The organism is Streptomyces sp. NPDC045899 (assembly GCF_056431485.1).
The window spans coordinates 19,968-33,687 of sequence record NZ_JBWKKP010000004.1; the positions used below are offsets into that span (position 1 = coordinate 19,968).

14 protein-coding genes are annotated in these 13,720 nt (G+C 72.2%); 6 read left to right on the forward strand and 8 right to left on the reverse strand.

Annotated features, from left to right (window positions below; all coding sequences use genetic code 11):
* Nucleotides 1-81 precede the first annotated feature (81 nt).
* The 6 genes from AC07FT_RS06925 to AC07FT_RS06950 form a co-directional block, all read right to left on the reverse strand.
* On the reverse strand, nt 82-789 hold the full coding sequence (locus AC07FT_RS06925; RefSeq protein WP_471200704.1) for a GntR family transcriptional regulator: 708 nt from the start codon (nt 787-789) through the stop codon (nt 82-84).
* Nucleotides 790-910: 121 nt separating this feature from the next.
* Nucleotides 911-1,912 carry a proline racemase family protein gene (locus AC07FT_RS06930; RefSeq protein ID WP_479174577.1) on the reverse strand — a complete coding sequence of 334 codons (1,002 nt, stop codon included), beginning with the start codon at nt 1,910-1,912 and terminating at the stop codon, nt 911-913.
* A gap of 2 nt (nt 1,913-1,914) precedes the next feature.
* Nucleotides 1,915-2,820, reverse strand: a complete 906-nt coding sequence (locus AC07FT_RS06935) for a dihydrodipicolinate synthase family protein (RefSeq protein ID WP_471200698.1) — start codon at nt 2,818-2,820, stop codon at nt 1,915-1,917.
* Nucleotides 2,821-2,934: 114 nt separating this feature from the next.
* A complete protein-coding gene (locus AC07FT_RS06940; RefSeq protein WP_479174579.1) occupies nt 2,935-4,380 on the reverse strand; it encodes an FAD/NAD(P)-dependent oxidoreductase in 1,446 nt (481 codons plus the stop codon).
* A complete protein-coding gene (locus AC07FT_RS06945; protein ID WP_254750851.1) occupies nt 4,361-4,642 on the reverse strand; it encodes a (2Fe-2S)-binding protein in 282 nt (93 codons plus the stop codon). Before AC07FT_RS06945 ends, AC07FT_RS06940 begins: the two co-directional genes overlap by 20 nt.
* Nucleotides 4,639-5,814 carry an NAD(P)/FAD-dependent oxidoreductase gene (locus AC07FT_RS06950; RefSeq protein ID WP_479174581.1) on the reverse strand — a complete coding sequence of 392 codons (1,176 nt, stop codon included), beginning with the start codon at nt 5,812-5,814 and terminating at the stop codon, nt 4,639-4,641. Before AC07FT_RS06950 ends, AC07FT_RS06945 begins: the two co-directional genes overlap by 4 nt.
* Nucleotides 5,815-5,979: 165 nt before the next feature.
* On the opposite strand from AC07FT_RS06950, the gene AC07FT_RS06955 reads away from it, so the two are divergent.
* The 4 genes from AC07FT_RS06955 to AC07FT_RS06970 all read left to right on the forward strand — a co-directional run bounded on the left by AC07FT_RS06955 (nt 5,980) and on the right by AC07FT_RS06970 (nt 9,674).
* Entirely contained in the window at nt 5,980-6,597 is a 618-nt protein-coding gene (locus AC07FT_RS06955; RefSeq protein ID WP_479174583.1) for an HAD family hydrolase, read from the forward strand.
* 168 nt (nt 6,598-6,765) lie between these two features.
* The gene (locus AC07FT_RS06960; RefSeq protein ID WP_471200686.1) at nt 6,766-7,224 is read left to right on the forward strand and encodes a hypothetical protein; all 459 of its coding nucleotides are present in this window, start codon (nt 6,766-6,768) and stop codon (nt 7,222-7,224) included.
* A gap of 104 nt (nt 7,225-7,328) precedes the next feature.
* On the forward strand, nt 7,329-8,930 hold the full coding sequence (locus tag AC07FT_RS06965) for a molybdopterin-dependent oxidoreductase (RefSeq protein WP_479174585.1): 1,602 nt from the start codon (nt 7,329-7,331) through the stop codon (nt 8,928-8,930).
* A gap of 81 nt (nt 8,931-9,011) precedes the next feature.
* Nucleotides 9,012-9,674, forward strand: a complete 663-nt coding sequence (locus AC07FT_RS06970) for a fasciclin domain-containing protein (protein ID WP_479174587.1) — start codon at nt 9,012-9,014, stop codon at nt 9,672-9,674.
* A 90-nt stretch (nt 9,675-9,764) separates the two neighbouring features.
* Here the strand turns inward: AC07FT_RS06970 and AC07FT_RS06975 are convergent, their stop codons facing one another.
* Both AC07FT_RS06975 and AC07FT_RS06980 read right to left on the reverse strand, forming a co-directional pair.
* Nucleotides 9,765-10,541, reverse strand: a complete 777-nt coding sequence (locus AC07FT_RS06975) for an anti-sigma factor (RefSeq protein ID WP_479174589.1) — start codon at nt 10,539-10,541, stop codon at nt 9,765-9,767.
* Nucleotides 10,538-11,122, reverse strand: coding sequence for a sigma-70 family RNA polymerase sigma factor (locus AC07FT_RS06980; RefSeq protein WP_479174591.1), 585 nt, complete (start codon nt 11,120-11,122; stop codon nt 10,538-10,540). Before AC07FT_RS06980 ends, AC07FT_RS06975 begins: the two co-directional genes overlap by 4 nt.
* A gap of 280 nt (nt 11,123-11,402) precedes the next feature.
* Here AC07FT_RS06980 and AC07FT_RS06985 point away from each other — a divergent pair, with 280 nt between their 5' ends.
* Together AC07FT_RS06985 and AC07FT_RS06990 are read left to right on the forward strand one after the other, a co-directional pair.
* Nucleotides 11,403-12,143, forward strand: coding sequence for an alpha/beta hydrolase (locus AC07FT_RS06985; protein WP_479174593.1), 741 nt, complete (start codon nt 11,403-11,405; stop codon nt 12,141-12,143).
* Between the two features lie 527 nt (nt 12,144-12,670).
* Nucleotides 12,671-13,693 carry a hypothetical protein gene (locus tag AC07FT_RS06990; protein ID WP_479174595.1) on the forward strand — a complete coding sequence of 341 codons (1,023 nt, stop codon included), beginning with the start codon at nt 12,671-12,673 and terminating at the stop codon, nt 13,691-13,693.
* The last annotated feature ends 27 nt before the right edge of the window (nt 13,694-13,720 follow it).

Genomic DNA, 13,720 nt, shown 5'->3' on the forward strand with positions numbered 1-13,720 from the left:
GCCGTCCGGTGACCCGCCCCGGCCGGGGCGTACACCCGGTACCGCTCCCGGCCGGGGCGGGTCACCGCGACCGACGCCGCCTCAGCTCCGGCCGGGGGTGTCGTCAGGAGGGTTCTTCTCGCTCCAGATCCCCCGCACATGGCCGATGTGGCGGCGCATGAGCGTCTCCGCGCCGTCCGCGTCACCGGCCTCGATCAGGTCCAGCAACTCCGCGTGCTCATGGGAGGAGTCGAACAGTGCGTCGCCCTCGGTGAGCGTCTTCAGCCCGTAGAGCCGGGAGCTGGTGCGCAGCGCCCGTACCGTCTCCAGCAGCCGGGCGTTTCCGGCCAGCTCCAGCAGGGTGAGGTGGAACTGCATATCGATGGTGACGTGTGCGATGAAGTCCCGCTCCTCGGCGGCCTTCTCGATCCCCGCGGCCAGCGGGCGCAGTTCGGCGATGACCGCGGCGGGGACGCCCCGTTCGGTGATCCGGCGGATGGTGGGCACCTCGATGAGCGCCCTGAGCTCGTTGATCTCGTCGAGTTCGGCCGGGGACAGGGCGGTGACCCGGAAGCCCTTGTTGCGGACGACCTCGACCAGTCCCTCCTTGGCGAGGTCGAGCAGGGCCTCGCGCACCGGGGTGGGGGAGACCCCGAACTGCTCGGCCAGACTGGGCGCGGAGTAGACGACCCCGGGTTTCATCTCTCCCGCGATCACCGCTCCCCGGAGGGTCTCGGTGATCTCCTCGCGGAGGTTGCGGCGGCCGCGGAACGAGGGCAGGCGCACGGTCGTGCCGTCGTCCACGTTCATCTTCGGTCTCCCTCACTGGCTCGGCCGCCCAAGCCTATCCCGCGGGGCGATACGGAACGGACGTCCCGCCCGCCCCCGGGTGTCCGTGGTGCGGTGGTTCGGCGGTGCGGTGGTGCGGTGGTCAGAGCTCGAACCCTTCCGGGAACGGATCGTCCGGGTCGTGGTGGTACTGGGCGGTGCCCGTGATCCACGCCCGGCCGGTGACCGTGGGTATCACCGCATCCACCCCTGCCACCTCGGTCCGTTCCACGAGGGTGCCGATGAAGTGGGTGCCGATGAACGACTCGTTGCGGAACTCGGTGTGCAGCGGCAGCAGTCCGCGGGCGTGCAGCTGTGCCATCCGGGCGCTGGTGCCGGTGCCGCAGGGGGAGCGGTCGAACATCCCCGGGTGGATGACCATGGCGTGCCGGGAGTGGGCGGCCGTGGATCCGGGGGCGGCGAGATACACATGGTGCACACCGCTGATCTCGGGATTGCCCGGGTGCACGGGGCGGTCCTGGCCGTTGATGGCGTCCATCAGGGCGAGCCCCGCGTCCATGATCTGGTTCTTGTGCGCCCGGTCGAACGGGATCCGCAGGTCCGCCAGCTCGACGATGGCGTAGAAGTTGCCGCCGTACGCCATGTCGTAGCCGATCTCCCCCCACGGGCCGGCCTTGACGGTCCGGTCCAGGGCGAGCGCGAACGCGGGGACGTTGCGCAGGGTCACCGAGCGGGCGGCCCCGTTCGCCACCGCCACGTCGACGACCACCAACCCGGCCGGAGTGTCCAGCCGGATGGTGGTCACGGGCTCGTGCACCTCCACCATCCCGGTCTCCACCAGGACGGTGGCCACCCCGATGGTGCCGTGCCCGCACATCGGCAGACATCCGGAGGTCTCGATGAACAGCACACCGTAGTCGGCGTCCGGGCGGGTGGGCGGCTGGAGGATCGCCCCGCTCATCGCCGAGTGGCCGCGCGGCTCGTTCATCAGCAGCTTGCGGATGTGGTCGAGGTGGTCCACGAAGTGCCGGCGCCGGTCGAACATGGTCTCGCCCGGGATCACCCCGACGCCACCGGTGATGACCCGGGCGGGCATCCCCTCCGTATGCGCGTCGACGGCGTGGAAGACGCGGTTGCTGCGCATGCTCAGCCCAGCCCTTCCGCGAGGGCGGCCTCGGTCGCCTGGCGGACCGTCGCCTCGTGTTCGGGAGTGAGGGGGAGGCGGGGCTGCCGACAGGGACCGCCGTAGCGTCCGACCAGGTCCATACTGGCCTTGATGGCCTGCACGAACTCGGTCCGCGAGTCCCAGCGGAGCAGGGGGTGGAGTACGCGGTAGAGCGGAAGGGCCGCGGACAGATCGCCCTTGGTGGCAGCCTCCCACAGATCGACGCACGCACGCGGGAAGGCGTTGGGATAGCCCGACACCCACCCCGGCGATCCGGCGATCGCCATCTCCATCGCCAGGTCGTCCGTCCCGGCCAGAACGTCGAGACCGGGGGCCAGTTCACTGATCCGGTAGTAGCGGCGGATGTCGCCGGAGAACTCCTTGACGGCGCTGACGAGGCCCTCGTGCCACAGCTCGGCGAGCAGCTCCGGCACCAGGTCGACCTTGGTGTCATGCGGGTTGTTGTAGGCGACGACCGGGAGTCCGGCCTTCGCCACTTCCCGGTAGTGCGCCACCACGGCGCGCTCGTCGGCGCGGTACGCGTTCGGCGGGAGCAGCATCACGGCCGCGGCGCCCGCCCCGGCGGCCTGTTCGGCCCAGCGGCGGGCCTCGTCCGCGCCGTACGCGGCCACACCGGGCATCACGGTGAAACCCGCGGGGGCGGCGGCCACGGCGGTGGTGACCACACGGGCGCGTTCCGCGTCGGACAGGGTCTGGTACTCGCCGAGGGAGCCATTGGGGGTGACGCCGTGACAGCCGCTCGCGGCGAGCCAGCTGACGTGCTCGGCATAGGTGTCGAAGTCGACGTCCAGTCCGCTGGTCGTTCCCTCTCGCAGGGGAAGGGCCGTCGCGACGAGCACACCGTGCCAGGGCTTCACCTGTGTCATCAGTGGCCTCCACTCTCGGGTGACGTGGGTGTGGTGGGTGGTGACGTCCTCGTGGAGCAGTGCAATATCACATTACACAGCGGATGTTGTGCTGTCACGGGTGCGCCTGTCGTCTCAGGCTTCGGGGCCGGCTTCGTCCGCCCCCGCGGCCAGCACCCCCAGAGGAAGGGGCTGTGCGATGGGTCTGCCCGCCATACCGCGCAGATCGTCCGCGGTGACCTCGCGCCCGTTGGCCTCGGCGACCAGCTCGGCGGTGGCGTAGCCGCACACCCGGCCCTGGCACAGCCCCATCCCGGGCCGGGCGCAGAGCTTGACCGTGCGGGGATCCGTGGCCCCGAGCTCCGCCACCGCACGGCGCACCGCCGCCACGTCGACCTCTTCGCACCGGCAGACCACGGTGTCCTCCTCCAGCCACGTCCGCCAGCCGCCCGGTACCGGATACGCCCGGTGCAGTGCGGCCGCGAAGGACCGCTGGGCGGCCCGTCGCCGCAGCAGCCGCGCCAGTCTCCGGCGGTCGGGTGGGGCGCCCGTGGTGGCCCAGGCGGCATGCAGCCCCGCCAGCTCTCCTTCGATCAGCGACAGTTGGGCGCCCCCCACACCGCATGCCTCGCCCGCGGCGTAGACCCCGTCCACACTGGAGCGCTGCCGGGAGTCCACCCGGGCCATCAGGCTGCCGTCCCCGTCGCGCTCCATCGCACAGCCGAGCTGGACCGCGAGCTCGGTCTGCGGGGTGAAGCCGTAACCGACCGCCACCGTGTCGCAGTCCAGGGCGCGGGCACTGCCGGGCAGGATCCGCCATCCGGCGTCCAGCCGGGCCACCGTCACCCCGGTGACGGAGTCCGTGCCGTGGGCCGCCACGACCGTGGTCCGGGTGCGGTAGGGAACGCGGTGCCGGGCGAGCGTCCGCAGATACGCGGCGCCCTCGGCCAGCTTCGCGGCGTTGCGGACCACCGTGAAGGGGTGGCGGCCGAACGCGAGCGGGCGCCCGGCCTCGAACACCCCCACCACCTCGGCCCCGGCGTCGGCCAGCCCCGCGGCCACCGGCAGCAGGAACGGCCCGGTGCCCGCGACCGCGATACGCCGCCCCGCCACCACCCCCTGCCCCTTGAGGAGCGCCTGCACGGCTCCGGCGGTGAAGACGCCGGGCGTGGTCCAGCCGGGGAAGGGCAACTGCCGGTCGTAGGCCCCGGTCGCCACCACCACCGTCCGGCCGCGGATCGCATACGCCCTTCCCTCGTGGAGGGTGTGCACGGTGAACCCGGCGCCGGTGCGCTCCACATGCCAGACCGTATGGCCGGACCGGTGGTCCAGCAGGTCCCGGTGGGTGTCGAGACCGTCGCGCAGCCGCCGGAAGCGGTCCCAGCCGTGGTGCGCCGCCCCTTCGTCACCGGCGCGATGGCGCCAGTACTGGCCACCGGGCCGCGGACCCGCGTCCACCAGCGCGACACGGGCACCCCGCGCCGCGGCGGCCACGGCAGCCGCCAGCCCGGCGGGACCGGCCCCCAGCACCACGATGTCGTGGACGGCGGCGCGCCCGGGCTCAGCAGGCGAGATCGGCACGGCCCGCCCCCTCCTGGGTGCGCACCACGTCACCGGGGTGCGCCTCGATGACACAAGCGCGCTGGTTGGGGCTGCCGTTGATGGTCACCAGACAGTCGAAGCACACCCCGATACCGCAGAAGACCCCGCGCGGCCGCCCCTCGACGCGGGTCACCCGCCAGGAGCGGATCCCCGAGGCGATGAGCGCGGCGGCGACGCTCTGTCCGTCCTCCGCCGGAACGGCCCGGTCGTCGAAGCTGAAGGTGAACGGTGAGGTGCTCATGCGGTGGCCTCCGCGAAGCGCTGGGGACGGAACGGGCTGAGGTCGAGATCGGCTTCGGCCCCGGTGAGCCGCTGGGCCAGCAGATGGCCGGTCGCGCTCGCGAGGCCGATCCCGGCTCCTTCGTGGCCACAGGCGTGCAGCAGACCCGGAGCGCGGGGATCCGGTCCGATGACGGGGAGGTGGTCGGGGCAGTACGGGCGGAAGCCCAGATAGCTGCGCAGCAGACAGACCCCGGACAGGAAGGGGAAGAGACCGATGGCCTGCGCCGCCAGTTTCCGCAGCACCGGCAGCGACATCTCGCGGTCGAAGCCGACCCGTTCGCGGCTGGCGCCGATCAGCACGGTCCCGCCCCGGGTGCCCTCGACCACCACCGAGGTCTCCAGACCCGCGTCACCACTGGCGACGTTGGCCACGTACTCCGCCGTGTACACCTTGTGCCGCACCACCCGCGGCAGCGGTTCGGTGACCAGTACGAAACCCCGGCGCGGCAGTACCGGCACCGGTGCCCCGGCCAGCTCGGCGAGTTCCCCGGCCCAGGTGCCCGCGGCGTTGATCACCCAACGGGCGTGCCGTACCGGCGCGGTGGGGGAGTCGGTCCGCACTCCGATGACCGCGTCGTGCCGGTCGCGTACGAAACCGGTCACCCGGGTGCCGCAGTGGATCCGTGCTCCGCGCCGGCGCGCGTGGCGCAGCAGATGGGCGGTGGCCAGGACGGGCTGGACCTGGGCGTCCTGCGGATAGTGGGCCCCGCCGAGCGCTTCCCGGGTCAGCCGCGGCTCCAGCGCGAACAGTTCGTCCGGTCCGATGTCGGTGGCGTGGACCCCGTTCGCCCGCTGTCCCGCGGTGAACCGTCGCAGGCCGTCCGCGGTCTCCGTCGATCCGGCGACCACGACGCCGCCCTTGGTCTCGTACTCCATCGCTCCGGCGCCCAGTTCCGCAGCGAGCTCACGCCACAGCCGGGACGACAGCAGCGCCAACTCCAGCTCCGGTCCGGGCGCCTTGTCCGAGACCAGGATGTTTCCCTCGCCCGCGCCGCTGGTGCCCCTGCCGATCGCGCCGCGCTCCACCACCTCGACCCGCAGTCCGGCGGCCGTGCAGTAATACGCGCACGCCGCTCCCACGACGCCTGCTCCGATCACGAGGACATCGGGACGGGAAGACGTATCAGTCACGTCGGCATCATGTCATATACCACTGATAATGCCAGGGGTCTCAGCAAGAGTTGTATGCAGGATTCCGGTGAACCTGGGGTATGACCCTATGACGTGTGCATGGCGCGGCAGCCCGCCGTGCCCGCACACGGCCGGTAACCCCCCACAGAGAAAAGGTCATCCGCCATGACGAGGACACCTGCCCGGAAGATCACCGCACGGCTGCTGCTGGCCCTCGGTGGTCTGACCGCGATGGCCGTGTCGGCCACCGCGGCACAGGGCGCCGAGCGGTTACCGCGTGACAACGCGGCGAAGGACCACCGCGGTTGTGTGGTCGTGTACTTCGACCTCGGTGAGACGCTGATCCACACGGCCGACGACGGGAGCATCCGGTACATGCCCGGAGCCGCCGAGCACCTGCGGGCGCTGCGGGCCCGGCACATACCCGTGGGCCTGATCACCAACGTCCCCTCGTCCTGGGGGAAGACCGACGCCGAGCGGGCGGCGAAGCTGAAGACGGTCGTCGCCGAGGACTGGAAGGACTCACGGCCGTTCGCCTGGTCCGACTTCGGGGACCGGATCCTCACCCCGCGGACGGAGGCCGAGCGCAAGCCCGCCGCGACCCTGTGGGAACGCGCCCGGGGCGCCTCGGGCGGCTGCCGCCTCGTGTACCAGGCCGAGACCACCGACGAGATCGACGCGAGCCGCTCCCTCGGCTATGTGCCCTACCTGGTGGGCCGTCCGCACTGGCCGGTGTTCATGCCGGTCCAGCTGATCTCGGTACTGGCGCACCTCCCGAACTGACGCCGGGGGCCACGGCGTTACCGGCTCCGGTGGGTCACGGCGGGTGACTCACCGGAGTCCGGCGTCTCCGGAACCGCCGCGGAGGGAACCGCGGGGCGCGGTTGGGGGTCTTGCCAGGGGCACGGACGAATAACCCCGGCCGGACGGCCTTCACGGAGGAGAGACGGAATGACCAGCCGCAGCCCGGGAGCGCGCCACGACGAACGCCCGCAGCAGGTGGAGACCGCCTACATCCTCTCCCTCACGGCCATCGCGCTCCAACTGGTCTCCTGGGTGATGGGGTCGTTCGTCATCGCCCCCACCGGCTATGACGAGATGCGCCAGGAGGTCGGCCAGGACCAGGTCGTCCAGCAACTCGCCCTCTCCGCGGTCGCGCTGTGCGTGGTCTGCGTGCTCTGGGCGCTGCTGGCCGTCAAGATGCGGGAGGGGCAGAACTGGGCGCGACTGGTGCTCGCCGCGGCCACCGCGCTCAGCGCGCTCTTCCTCGTCAACAGTCTGAGCATGGACGGCTACCCCTGGGACGAACTGGTCGGGGCCGCCCCCGACCTGGTGGCCTACGGTGCCATCGCGATGATGTTCCTGCCGTCGGCCAACGCGTACTTCGCGGCCGACACGGTGGAGCCGTAGGGCGGTTATCCGTCGCCGGACGGTTCCCGGCTTGGTGCCGGGACGTGTTTCACACCATCCGGTGATCGACCAATCCGCCGGGCGGCCCGCCCCGGATTCCCCGTGTGAGTACGGGAAGCGAGAAGCAGACGAGGGCCCCTCGTGGGGAGCGTCCGCTGCTGGGCGCCGTGAGCGGCGCGGTGGCGGGCTTCGCGGCGCTGGCCGTCGCGGAGCTCGTGGCCGCCGCGGTGCGTCCGCCGGCGGGTCCGGTCGTCGCGGTCGGCGGTGCCGCCATCGACGGTGCGCCGACGCCGGTGAAGGAATGGGCGGTCCGGAGCTTCGGTACGGACGACAAGCTGGTCCTGCAACTCGGCATTCTGGCGGTGCTCGCTCTCTTCGCCCTCGTGGTGGGGATGGTGGCGATACGACATCGCCGTGCCGGCGCCGCGGCCGTGCTGCCGTTCGGTGGGGTCGGGGCCGTCGCGGCGACGGGCCGTCCGGACTCCATCGGGGCCGTCGACGCCCTGCCCTCGGTCGCTGGCGCGCTGGCGGGCGCGGGTCTGCTCTACGTCCTCGCGGGGCGCCTCACCACAGGTGCCGACGGCAACGGGGACAGTGGTGCCACGGCCCGGTCCGGTGTCGACCGGCGCCGGTTCGCCCTCCTGGCCACCACGGCGGCCGTGGCCTCCACCGGAGCCGGTGCGCTCGGGCGGAGGCTCACCTCGGCCCGTGCGCGGGGGGCCATCGCCTCGCGTGAGGCGGTGGTACTGCCCGCACCGGCCTCCGCCGCGAAACCGGTGCCCAAAGGGGCGCGGCTGCGTGTCCCCGGCGTCAGCCCGTTCCTCACCCCGGCCGCGGATTTCTACCGGGTCGACACCGCGCTCGTGGTGCCCAGGGTCGACGCCACCGCGTGGCGGCTGCGCATCCACGGCAAGGGTGTCTCCCGGCCGGTCACCCTCACCTTCGACGATCTGCTCCGACGTGAGCTGGTGGAGCGTCATATCACCCTCACCTGCGTATCCAACGAGGTCGGCGGGCCGTACGCGGGCAACGCGCGCTGGACCGGGGTGCGGCTGGCCGAACTGCTGGCCGAATGCGGGGTGACACCCCCGTCGAAGGGCGGGCCGGCCGATCAGCTGGTGGCGCGTTCGGTGGACGGCATGACGATCGGCAGCCCCGTCGAGGAACTGATGGACGGGCGGGACGCGCTGCTGGCCCTCGGCATGAACGGCGAACCGCTGCCCTTCCGCCACGGCTTCCCCGTGCGGATGGTGGTCCCCGGTCTCTACGGCTATGTCTCCGCGTGCAAGTGGATCGAGGACATCGAACTGACCACGTTCGATGACGACGAGCCGTACTGGGTCCAACGGCACTGGGCGCGCCGGGCACCGATCAAGACCCAGTCCCGCATCGACACCCCCAAGCCCTTCGCGCGGCTCCGGTCGGGGACGGTCATGGTGGCCGGTGTCGCCTGGGCCCAGCACCGGGGCATTCACCGTGTCGAACTACGGATCGACGACGGTCCCTGGCGGAACGCCGACCTCGCCGCCGAGGACACCCGCGACACCTGGCGGCAGTGGTCCTTCCCCTGGAAGGCCACCCGTGGGTCGCACACGCTGACCGTCCGCGCCACGGACGGCACCGGCGAACTCCAGACGTCCGAGCGCACCCGCACCGTCCCCGACGGGGCCGGCGGATGGCATTCGGTCGTGGTCGACGTCGACTGACCGAGCCCACCTTCCCCTCATCCGATGTCCGCAGAGCAAGGCGGCCCCCGGGCCGCGCCAACCCATCAGGAGAACACCACCATGAACACCCGTACCCGTACCCAGCGTTCCGTCGTCGCCGTGGCCGCGCTCACGCTGCTGCCGGTCGCCCTCACCGCCTGTTCGGACGACAGCGACGACAAGGAGTCCACCGGCTCCTCCAAGGCGTCGGCCCCGGCCTCGGACAAGGGGAAGGACAAGGGCTCCGACGGCACCCCGGGCGGCGGGGACAAGCCGTTCGGCGCGGCCTGCTCCTCGGTGCCCAAGCAGGGCGCGGGCTCGTTCGACGGCATGGCCAAGGACCCGGTGGCCACCGCCGCCTCCCACAACCCCGCGCTGTCCACCCTGGTGTCCGCCGTCAAGAAGGCCGGGCTGGTCGACACGCTCAACAACGCCGAGAACATCACCGTGTTCGCGCCCACCAACGATGCCTTCGCCAAGATCCCGAAGGCGGACCTCGATACGGTGCTGAACGACAAGAAGCAGCTCACCAAGGTCCTCACCTACCACGTGGTGGGCAAGAAGCTCGCTCCGCGGGACCTGGACAACGGCTCGTTCCCGACGCTGGAGAAGTCCGCGCTGCGCACCAGCGGCTCCGGTGAGTCCTACACCGTCAATGACACGTCCAAGGTGGTGTGCGGCCATGTGAAGACCGCCAACGCCAACGTCTACATCATCGACACCGTTCTCATGCCCAAGAGCTGACCCGGCAGGCCGGACCACCACAAGGGCCCCCGCGCACCTCGGGTGCGCGGGGGCCCTGTGCCGTATCCGCCGGACGAACCGGCCGGACCGTCAGACGGGGAGGTCCAGCAGCGCCAGCGGCGCCGAGGTGGGTTCGGCCGAACCACCCGCCGGTTCCACGGTGATCCCCATTCCTGAAGCGTGCCGGACCGCGCCCCGCAACAGCACCGCCTGCGCCGACGTGCGCGGCATGACCCCGGCCGAGCGCATCGTGCCACCGCCGTCGTCGAACCACAGCTGGTAGACCTTGCCCTCCGGCGGTGTCGCCAGGCCGTCCACGAGGAACGCCGCCCGGTCGTGCCGCTCGGACACCACGACCGTACCGGTGGCGCCACCGTCCAGCCGCACACTGCGGGACCGGGCGTCCGGTGCGGCAAGGACCGCGGCGAGCGCTTCCGACCGCCGCTCGGCCTGCCGCACCTGCTGCCGGGTGTCCCGTACCTGCTCGTGCTGCCAGACCGCGATGCCGCCCAGCCCGGCCGCCGCGGCCAGGCAGGCCGCCAGGGCCCACCGCGCCCGGCCGCCCGCCGCCCGCCGGGCGGCCACGCCCGTCCTGCCGCTCCCGGAGTCGCCCTCGTGCGGTGTCGGTGTGGCGGGCGGCTCCTGTCGCACCCCGCTGATCCGCCGCAGCACCTCGTCCTTGACGGCCGGACGGACCGGAGCGGCCGAGGCCAGTCCCAGCCGGGCGGCGGTGGCGCTCAGCTCGCGGACCTCCTGCGCACACACGTCGCAGTCGCCGAGGTGGTGTTCGAAGGCGCGGCGTTCTTCCCCGGAGAGCGCGTGCAGCGCGTAGGCGCCGGTCAGCGTGTGGAGCTCGGCGGTGGTCATACGGTGACCCCCAGGCAGTCGCGCAGCCGGATCAGTCCGTCGCGCAGCCGGGTCTTGACCGTACCGAGCGGCAGCGCGAGCAGTTCGGCGACCTCCCGATAGGTCAGCCCCCGGTAGTAGGCCATGGTCACGGACTGCCGCTGCAGTTCGGTGAGGGTGCGCAGACAGCGCCGTACCTGCTCGTGCTCGAGCCGTGCCTCGACCTGTTCGGACACCTCGTCGTACTCCGGGGTCCGGTCCAGGAGAGCCGCCCTGTGGTCACGGGCCGCGGACGCCTCCACCGACCGCACCCGGTCCACGGCACGCTGGTGGGCGAGGGTCAGGATCCAGTTGACTGCCGTACCCCGGTCCGGCCGGTAACGCGCGGCGGTGCGCCACACCTCGACCAGCACCTCCTGGGTGACCTCCTCCGACTGGGCCCGGTCGCGCAGCACCCCGCGCACCACGCCCAGGACGGGAGCGGCCACCACGTCGTAGACCGCGGAGAAGGCATCCTGGTCGCCACGGGCGACCCGGCCCATCAGCTCCTCCAGATCCGGCCGCGCCGATGGGTTCGTCCCGATGTACACGGGCTCTCTCACGTCGTACCCCTCCAGGACAGATGTCGATGCGCGGGTAATCCGGAGCCGCGGGCCGAAGAGCTTGCCGTGAACCCGGGGAGATGGTGTGTGAACCGGGACGATACCGGCAGAGCGGGGCGGAGTGACCACGGTGCCGGAGGCGCATCCGGGGCCGTGTGGCCAGGGCCATCCGGGGTGTCCGGCCCTGAAACGGGGAACGAAGCCGCACGGGGGAGCGTTACGGATCACCCGGGAACCGTCGGCCGCCGGGGCCGGGGGTCCGGGACCGGAGAGGAACGCGATGCGAGGACGACGACGGCTGCCGATGGGCACCGCTGCCTTCCAGGCTCCCGGCAGGCCGTCACCGGAAGGATCCGCGCTGTGCGTCCTCGCGGGTCCCGCGGATCCCGACGCCGTCGTGCTGCTGCTGCACGGCGGCCGGGAGCACGGCCGCCGGCCCGCCCGGCCCTGGCAGCTCGCGGCGGTGCGGATGCGTCCCTTCCTGCGGGCGGTGGGCCGGGCGGTGCCGGACCGGAGGCTCTTCGTCGGCTCCGTCCGCTACCGCTACCAGGGCTGGAACGGCACCCTCGCCGACCCCCTGCGGGACACCGAACGGGCACTCGCCGAACTGGTGGGACACGTCGGTGATGTGCCGGTGGTGCTCATCGGCCACTCGATGGGCGGCCGGGCCGCCCTGCGGGCCGCGGCCGACCCGCGTGTGACAGGGGTCGTGGCCCTGGCGCCGTGGTGTCCGCCGGGTGAGCCGGTGACGCAGTTGCGCGGCAGCACGGTGGTGGTCCTGCACGGCGACCGTGACCGTCTGACCGATCCGCAGGCGTCGGTCGACCTGGTCCGCCGCGCCCGCGAGGACGGCGCCCGCGCCGGAACCCTGCTCATCGCCGGCGGCGACCACGCGATGCTGCGACGCGGTGGCGTGTGGCACCGCACGGCGGGTGACGCGGTGGCGGGGATCCTCACCCCGTCCGCGGCGTCCGGACTCATCACGGGCGCCCTGGACTCGGTCGTGCCCGGCCGGATCTAGCACATCCGCTCCCCGCCGGGATCAGCCCGGATCAGCCCGGATCAGCCTGAAATCAGCCGTCCAACGGACGGAACCAGTCGCGCGGTCCCGCGGCCGTCCTCTCCGCCCCCGTGGCGCCCGACGATTGAGGACGCGGCCCTGCCGCACCGGGCAGGGTCCGCAGACCGGAGGGGAGCACATGGGCAGACAGACGAAGTGCGGATCGACCGACACCACGACCGGAAGGCCCTGCCAACGGCCCGCCATGGTCGGCTATTCCCGGTGCCAGCTGCACCGGGGGAAGTGGAGCAAGCCTCAGGTGAAGAAACCTAAGAAGCCCTGATCCCACGACCGTACCCCCGTCCGGACACCACCAGGGGTCTCGCAGATGTGTCGCCGTGGTGACCGGGGTTGTGTGAGCGGGGCACCCCGGGTGCACCCGGGGTGCCCCCGCCCGTGCGCCGCTGTCGGCGTCGTGTGGCATCGTCTGCCTCGGCACGGCACGTATGACACGACGGAACACGATGTGACACGGCGGGGAGTTCGGTATGACGGGGGCCTTGGACGAGGCGCATGTGGTGGATCTGGCGCGGCGGCTCAAGGGCGCGGAGACGGGCGGCTGGAGCGCTTCGGCGGTCCGCGCGCTGGCCGAGGAGATCGGCCGGGGGACGGACGGGGCGGACGGGCCCCGGGTGCGCACCGTGGAACGCCACGAAGAGGACTACGTCCATGCCGGCGAGGAGTGCATCGGTCTGTATGTGCCCGTCGCGTCGCCGGCCGGCGGGGCGGCGGAGAAGGCGGCCGCCTTCCGTGACGCCGCCGAGGTCCTGGCCAAGGAGTTCGGGCCCGCATCCATCATGGGTGTCTACGGAGATCCCGGCCCCTTCCATCGCGCCACCCCGTTGTGGGGCAGCCCGTTCCTGCGGTGGCGCGACCGTGCGGACACCCTGGAGCTGCATCCCGGCGAAGGGGGCCCGGAACTGCTGCTCCAGCCCACCGCTCCGGTGGAGAACTGGTTCTGGCGACAGGGGCACGGGGAGCCCCACGCCGTCGGCGGCTTCTTCGGATCCCGTCGCGTCGCGGCCAACGCGGGCCTCGGGTTCCCGGGCCGCTGGCGCACCGACGACTGGGACGTCTTCGGCCGTGCCCTGGGCGACTTCCTGACCACCCTCCCGGCCGGGACCACCGCCCTGGGCGTGGAACTCGACCTGGGCATCCACGCGTTGGTGCCCGGCACCTACGGTCCGGTCGTGTTCCACCTCAGCTGCGGAGAGCGGCTGGAGATCGCCTATGACCCCGACGGGCTCGACGCGGCCGATCCGGCGTCGTTCGGCTGGATCGCCGGGACGACCCGTCCCGCGGCGCTGGACCACTGGATCGAGGCCCCCTATCACTCCGGGGACTTCGGCATCGGCGAGGTGGACGGCACGGCGCTGAGCCGGCTGGTCGTGGACACCCTGCGTGGCCTCGGTGTCGCCTCCCCGGAAGGACTGAGCCTGTCGGACCACGCGCAGCGGGTCGGGGACTACCACGTCGACTTCTACGGGCTCACCCTCGGGGAGAACCCGTAGCCACGGCACCGCGAACCGTCCCGGCGG

Excerpts from the sequence above, each read along its gene's own strand:
- AC07FT_RS06925 (WP_471200704.1), bottom strand. The coding sequence starts at position 789 with ATGAACGTGGACGACGGCACGACCGTGCGCCTGCCCTCGTTCCGCGGC.
- AC07FT_RS06930 (WP_479174577.1), bottom strand. The coding sequence starts at position 1,912 with ATGCGCAGCAACCGCGTCTTCCACGCCGTCGACGCGCATACGGAGGGG.
- AC07FT_RS06935 (WP_471200698.1), bottom strand. The coding sequence starts at position 2,820 with ATGACACAGGTGAAGCCCTGGCACGGTGTGCTCGTCGCGACGGCCCTT.
- AC07FT_RS06945 (WP_254750851.1), bottom strand. The coding sequence starts at position 4,642 with ATGAGCACCTCACCGTTCACCTTCAGCTTCGACGACCGGGCCGTTCCG.
- AC07FT_RS06955 (WP_479174583.1), top strand. The coding sequence starts at position 5,980 with ATGACGAGGACACCTGCCCGGAAGATCACCGCACGGCTGCTGCTGGCC.
- AC07FT_RS06960 (WP_471200686.1), top strand. The coding sequence starts at position 6,766 with ATGACCAGCCGCAGCCCGGGAGCGCGCCACGACGAACGCCCGCAGCAG.
- AC07FT_RS06970 (WP_479174587.1), top strand. The coding sequence starts at position 9,012 with ATGAACACCCGTACCCGTACCCAGCGTTCCGTCGTCGCCGTGGCCGCG.
- AC07FT_RS06975 (WP_479174589.1), bottom strand. The coding sequence starts at position 10,541 with ATGACCACCGCCGAGCTCCACACGCTGACCGGCGCCTACGCGCTGCAC.
- AC07FT_RS06985 (WP_479174593.1), top strand. The coding sequence starts at position 11,403 with ATGCGAGGACGACGACGGCTGCCGATGGGCACCGCTGCCTTCCAGGCT.
- AC07FT_RS06990 (WP_479174595.1), top strand. The coding sequence starts at position 12,671 with ATGACGGGGGCCTTGGACGAGGCGCATGTGGTGGATCTGGCGCGGCGG.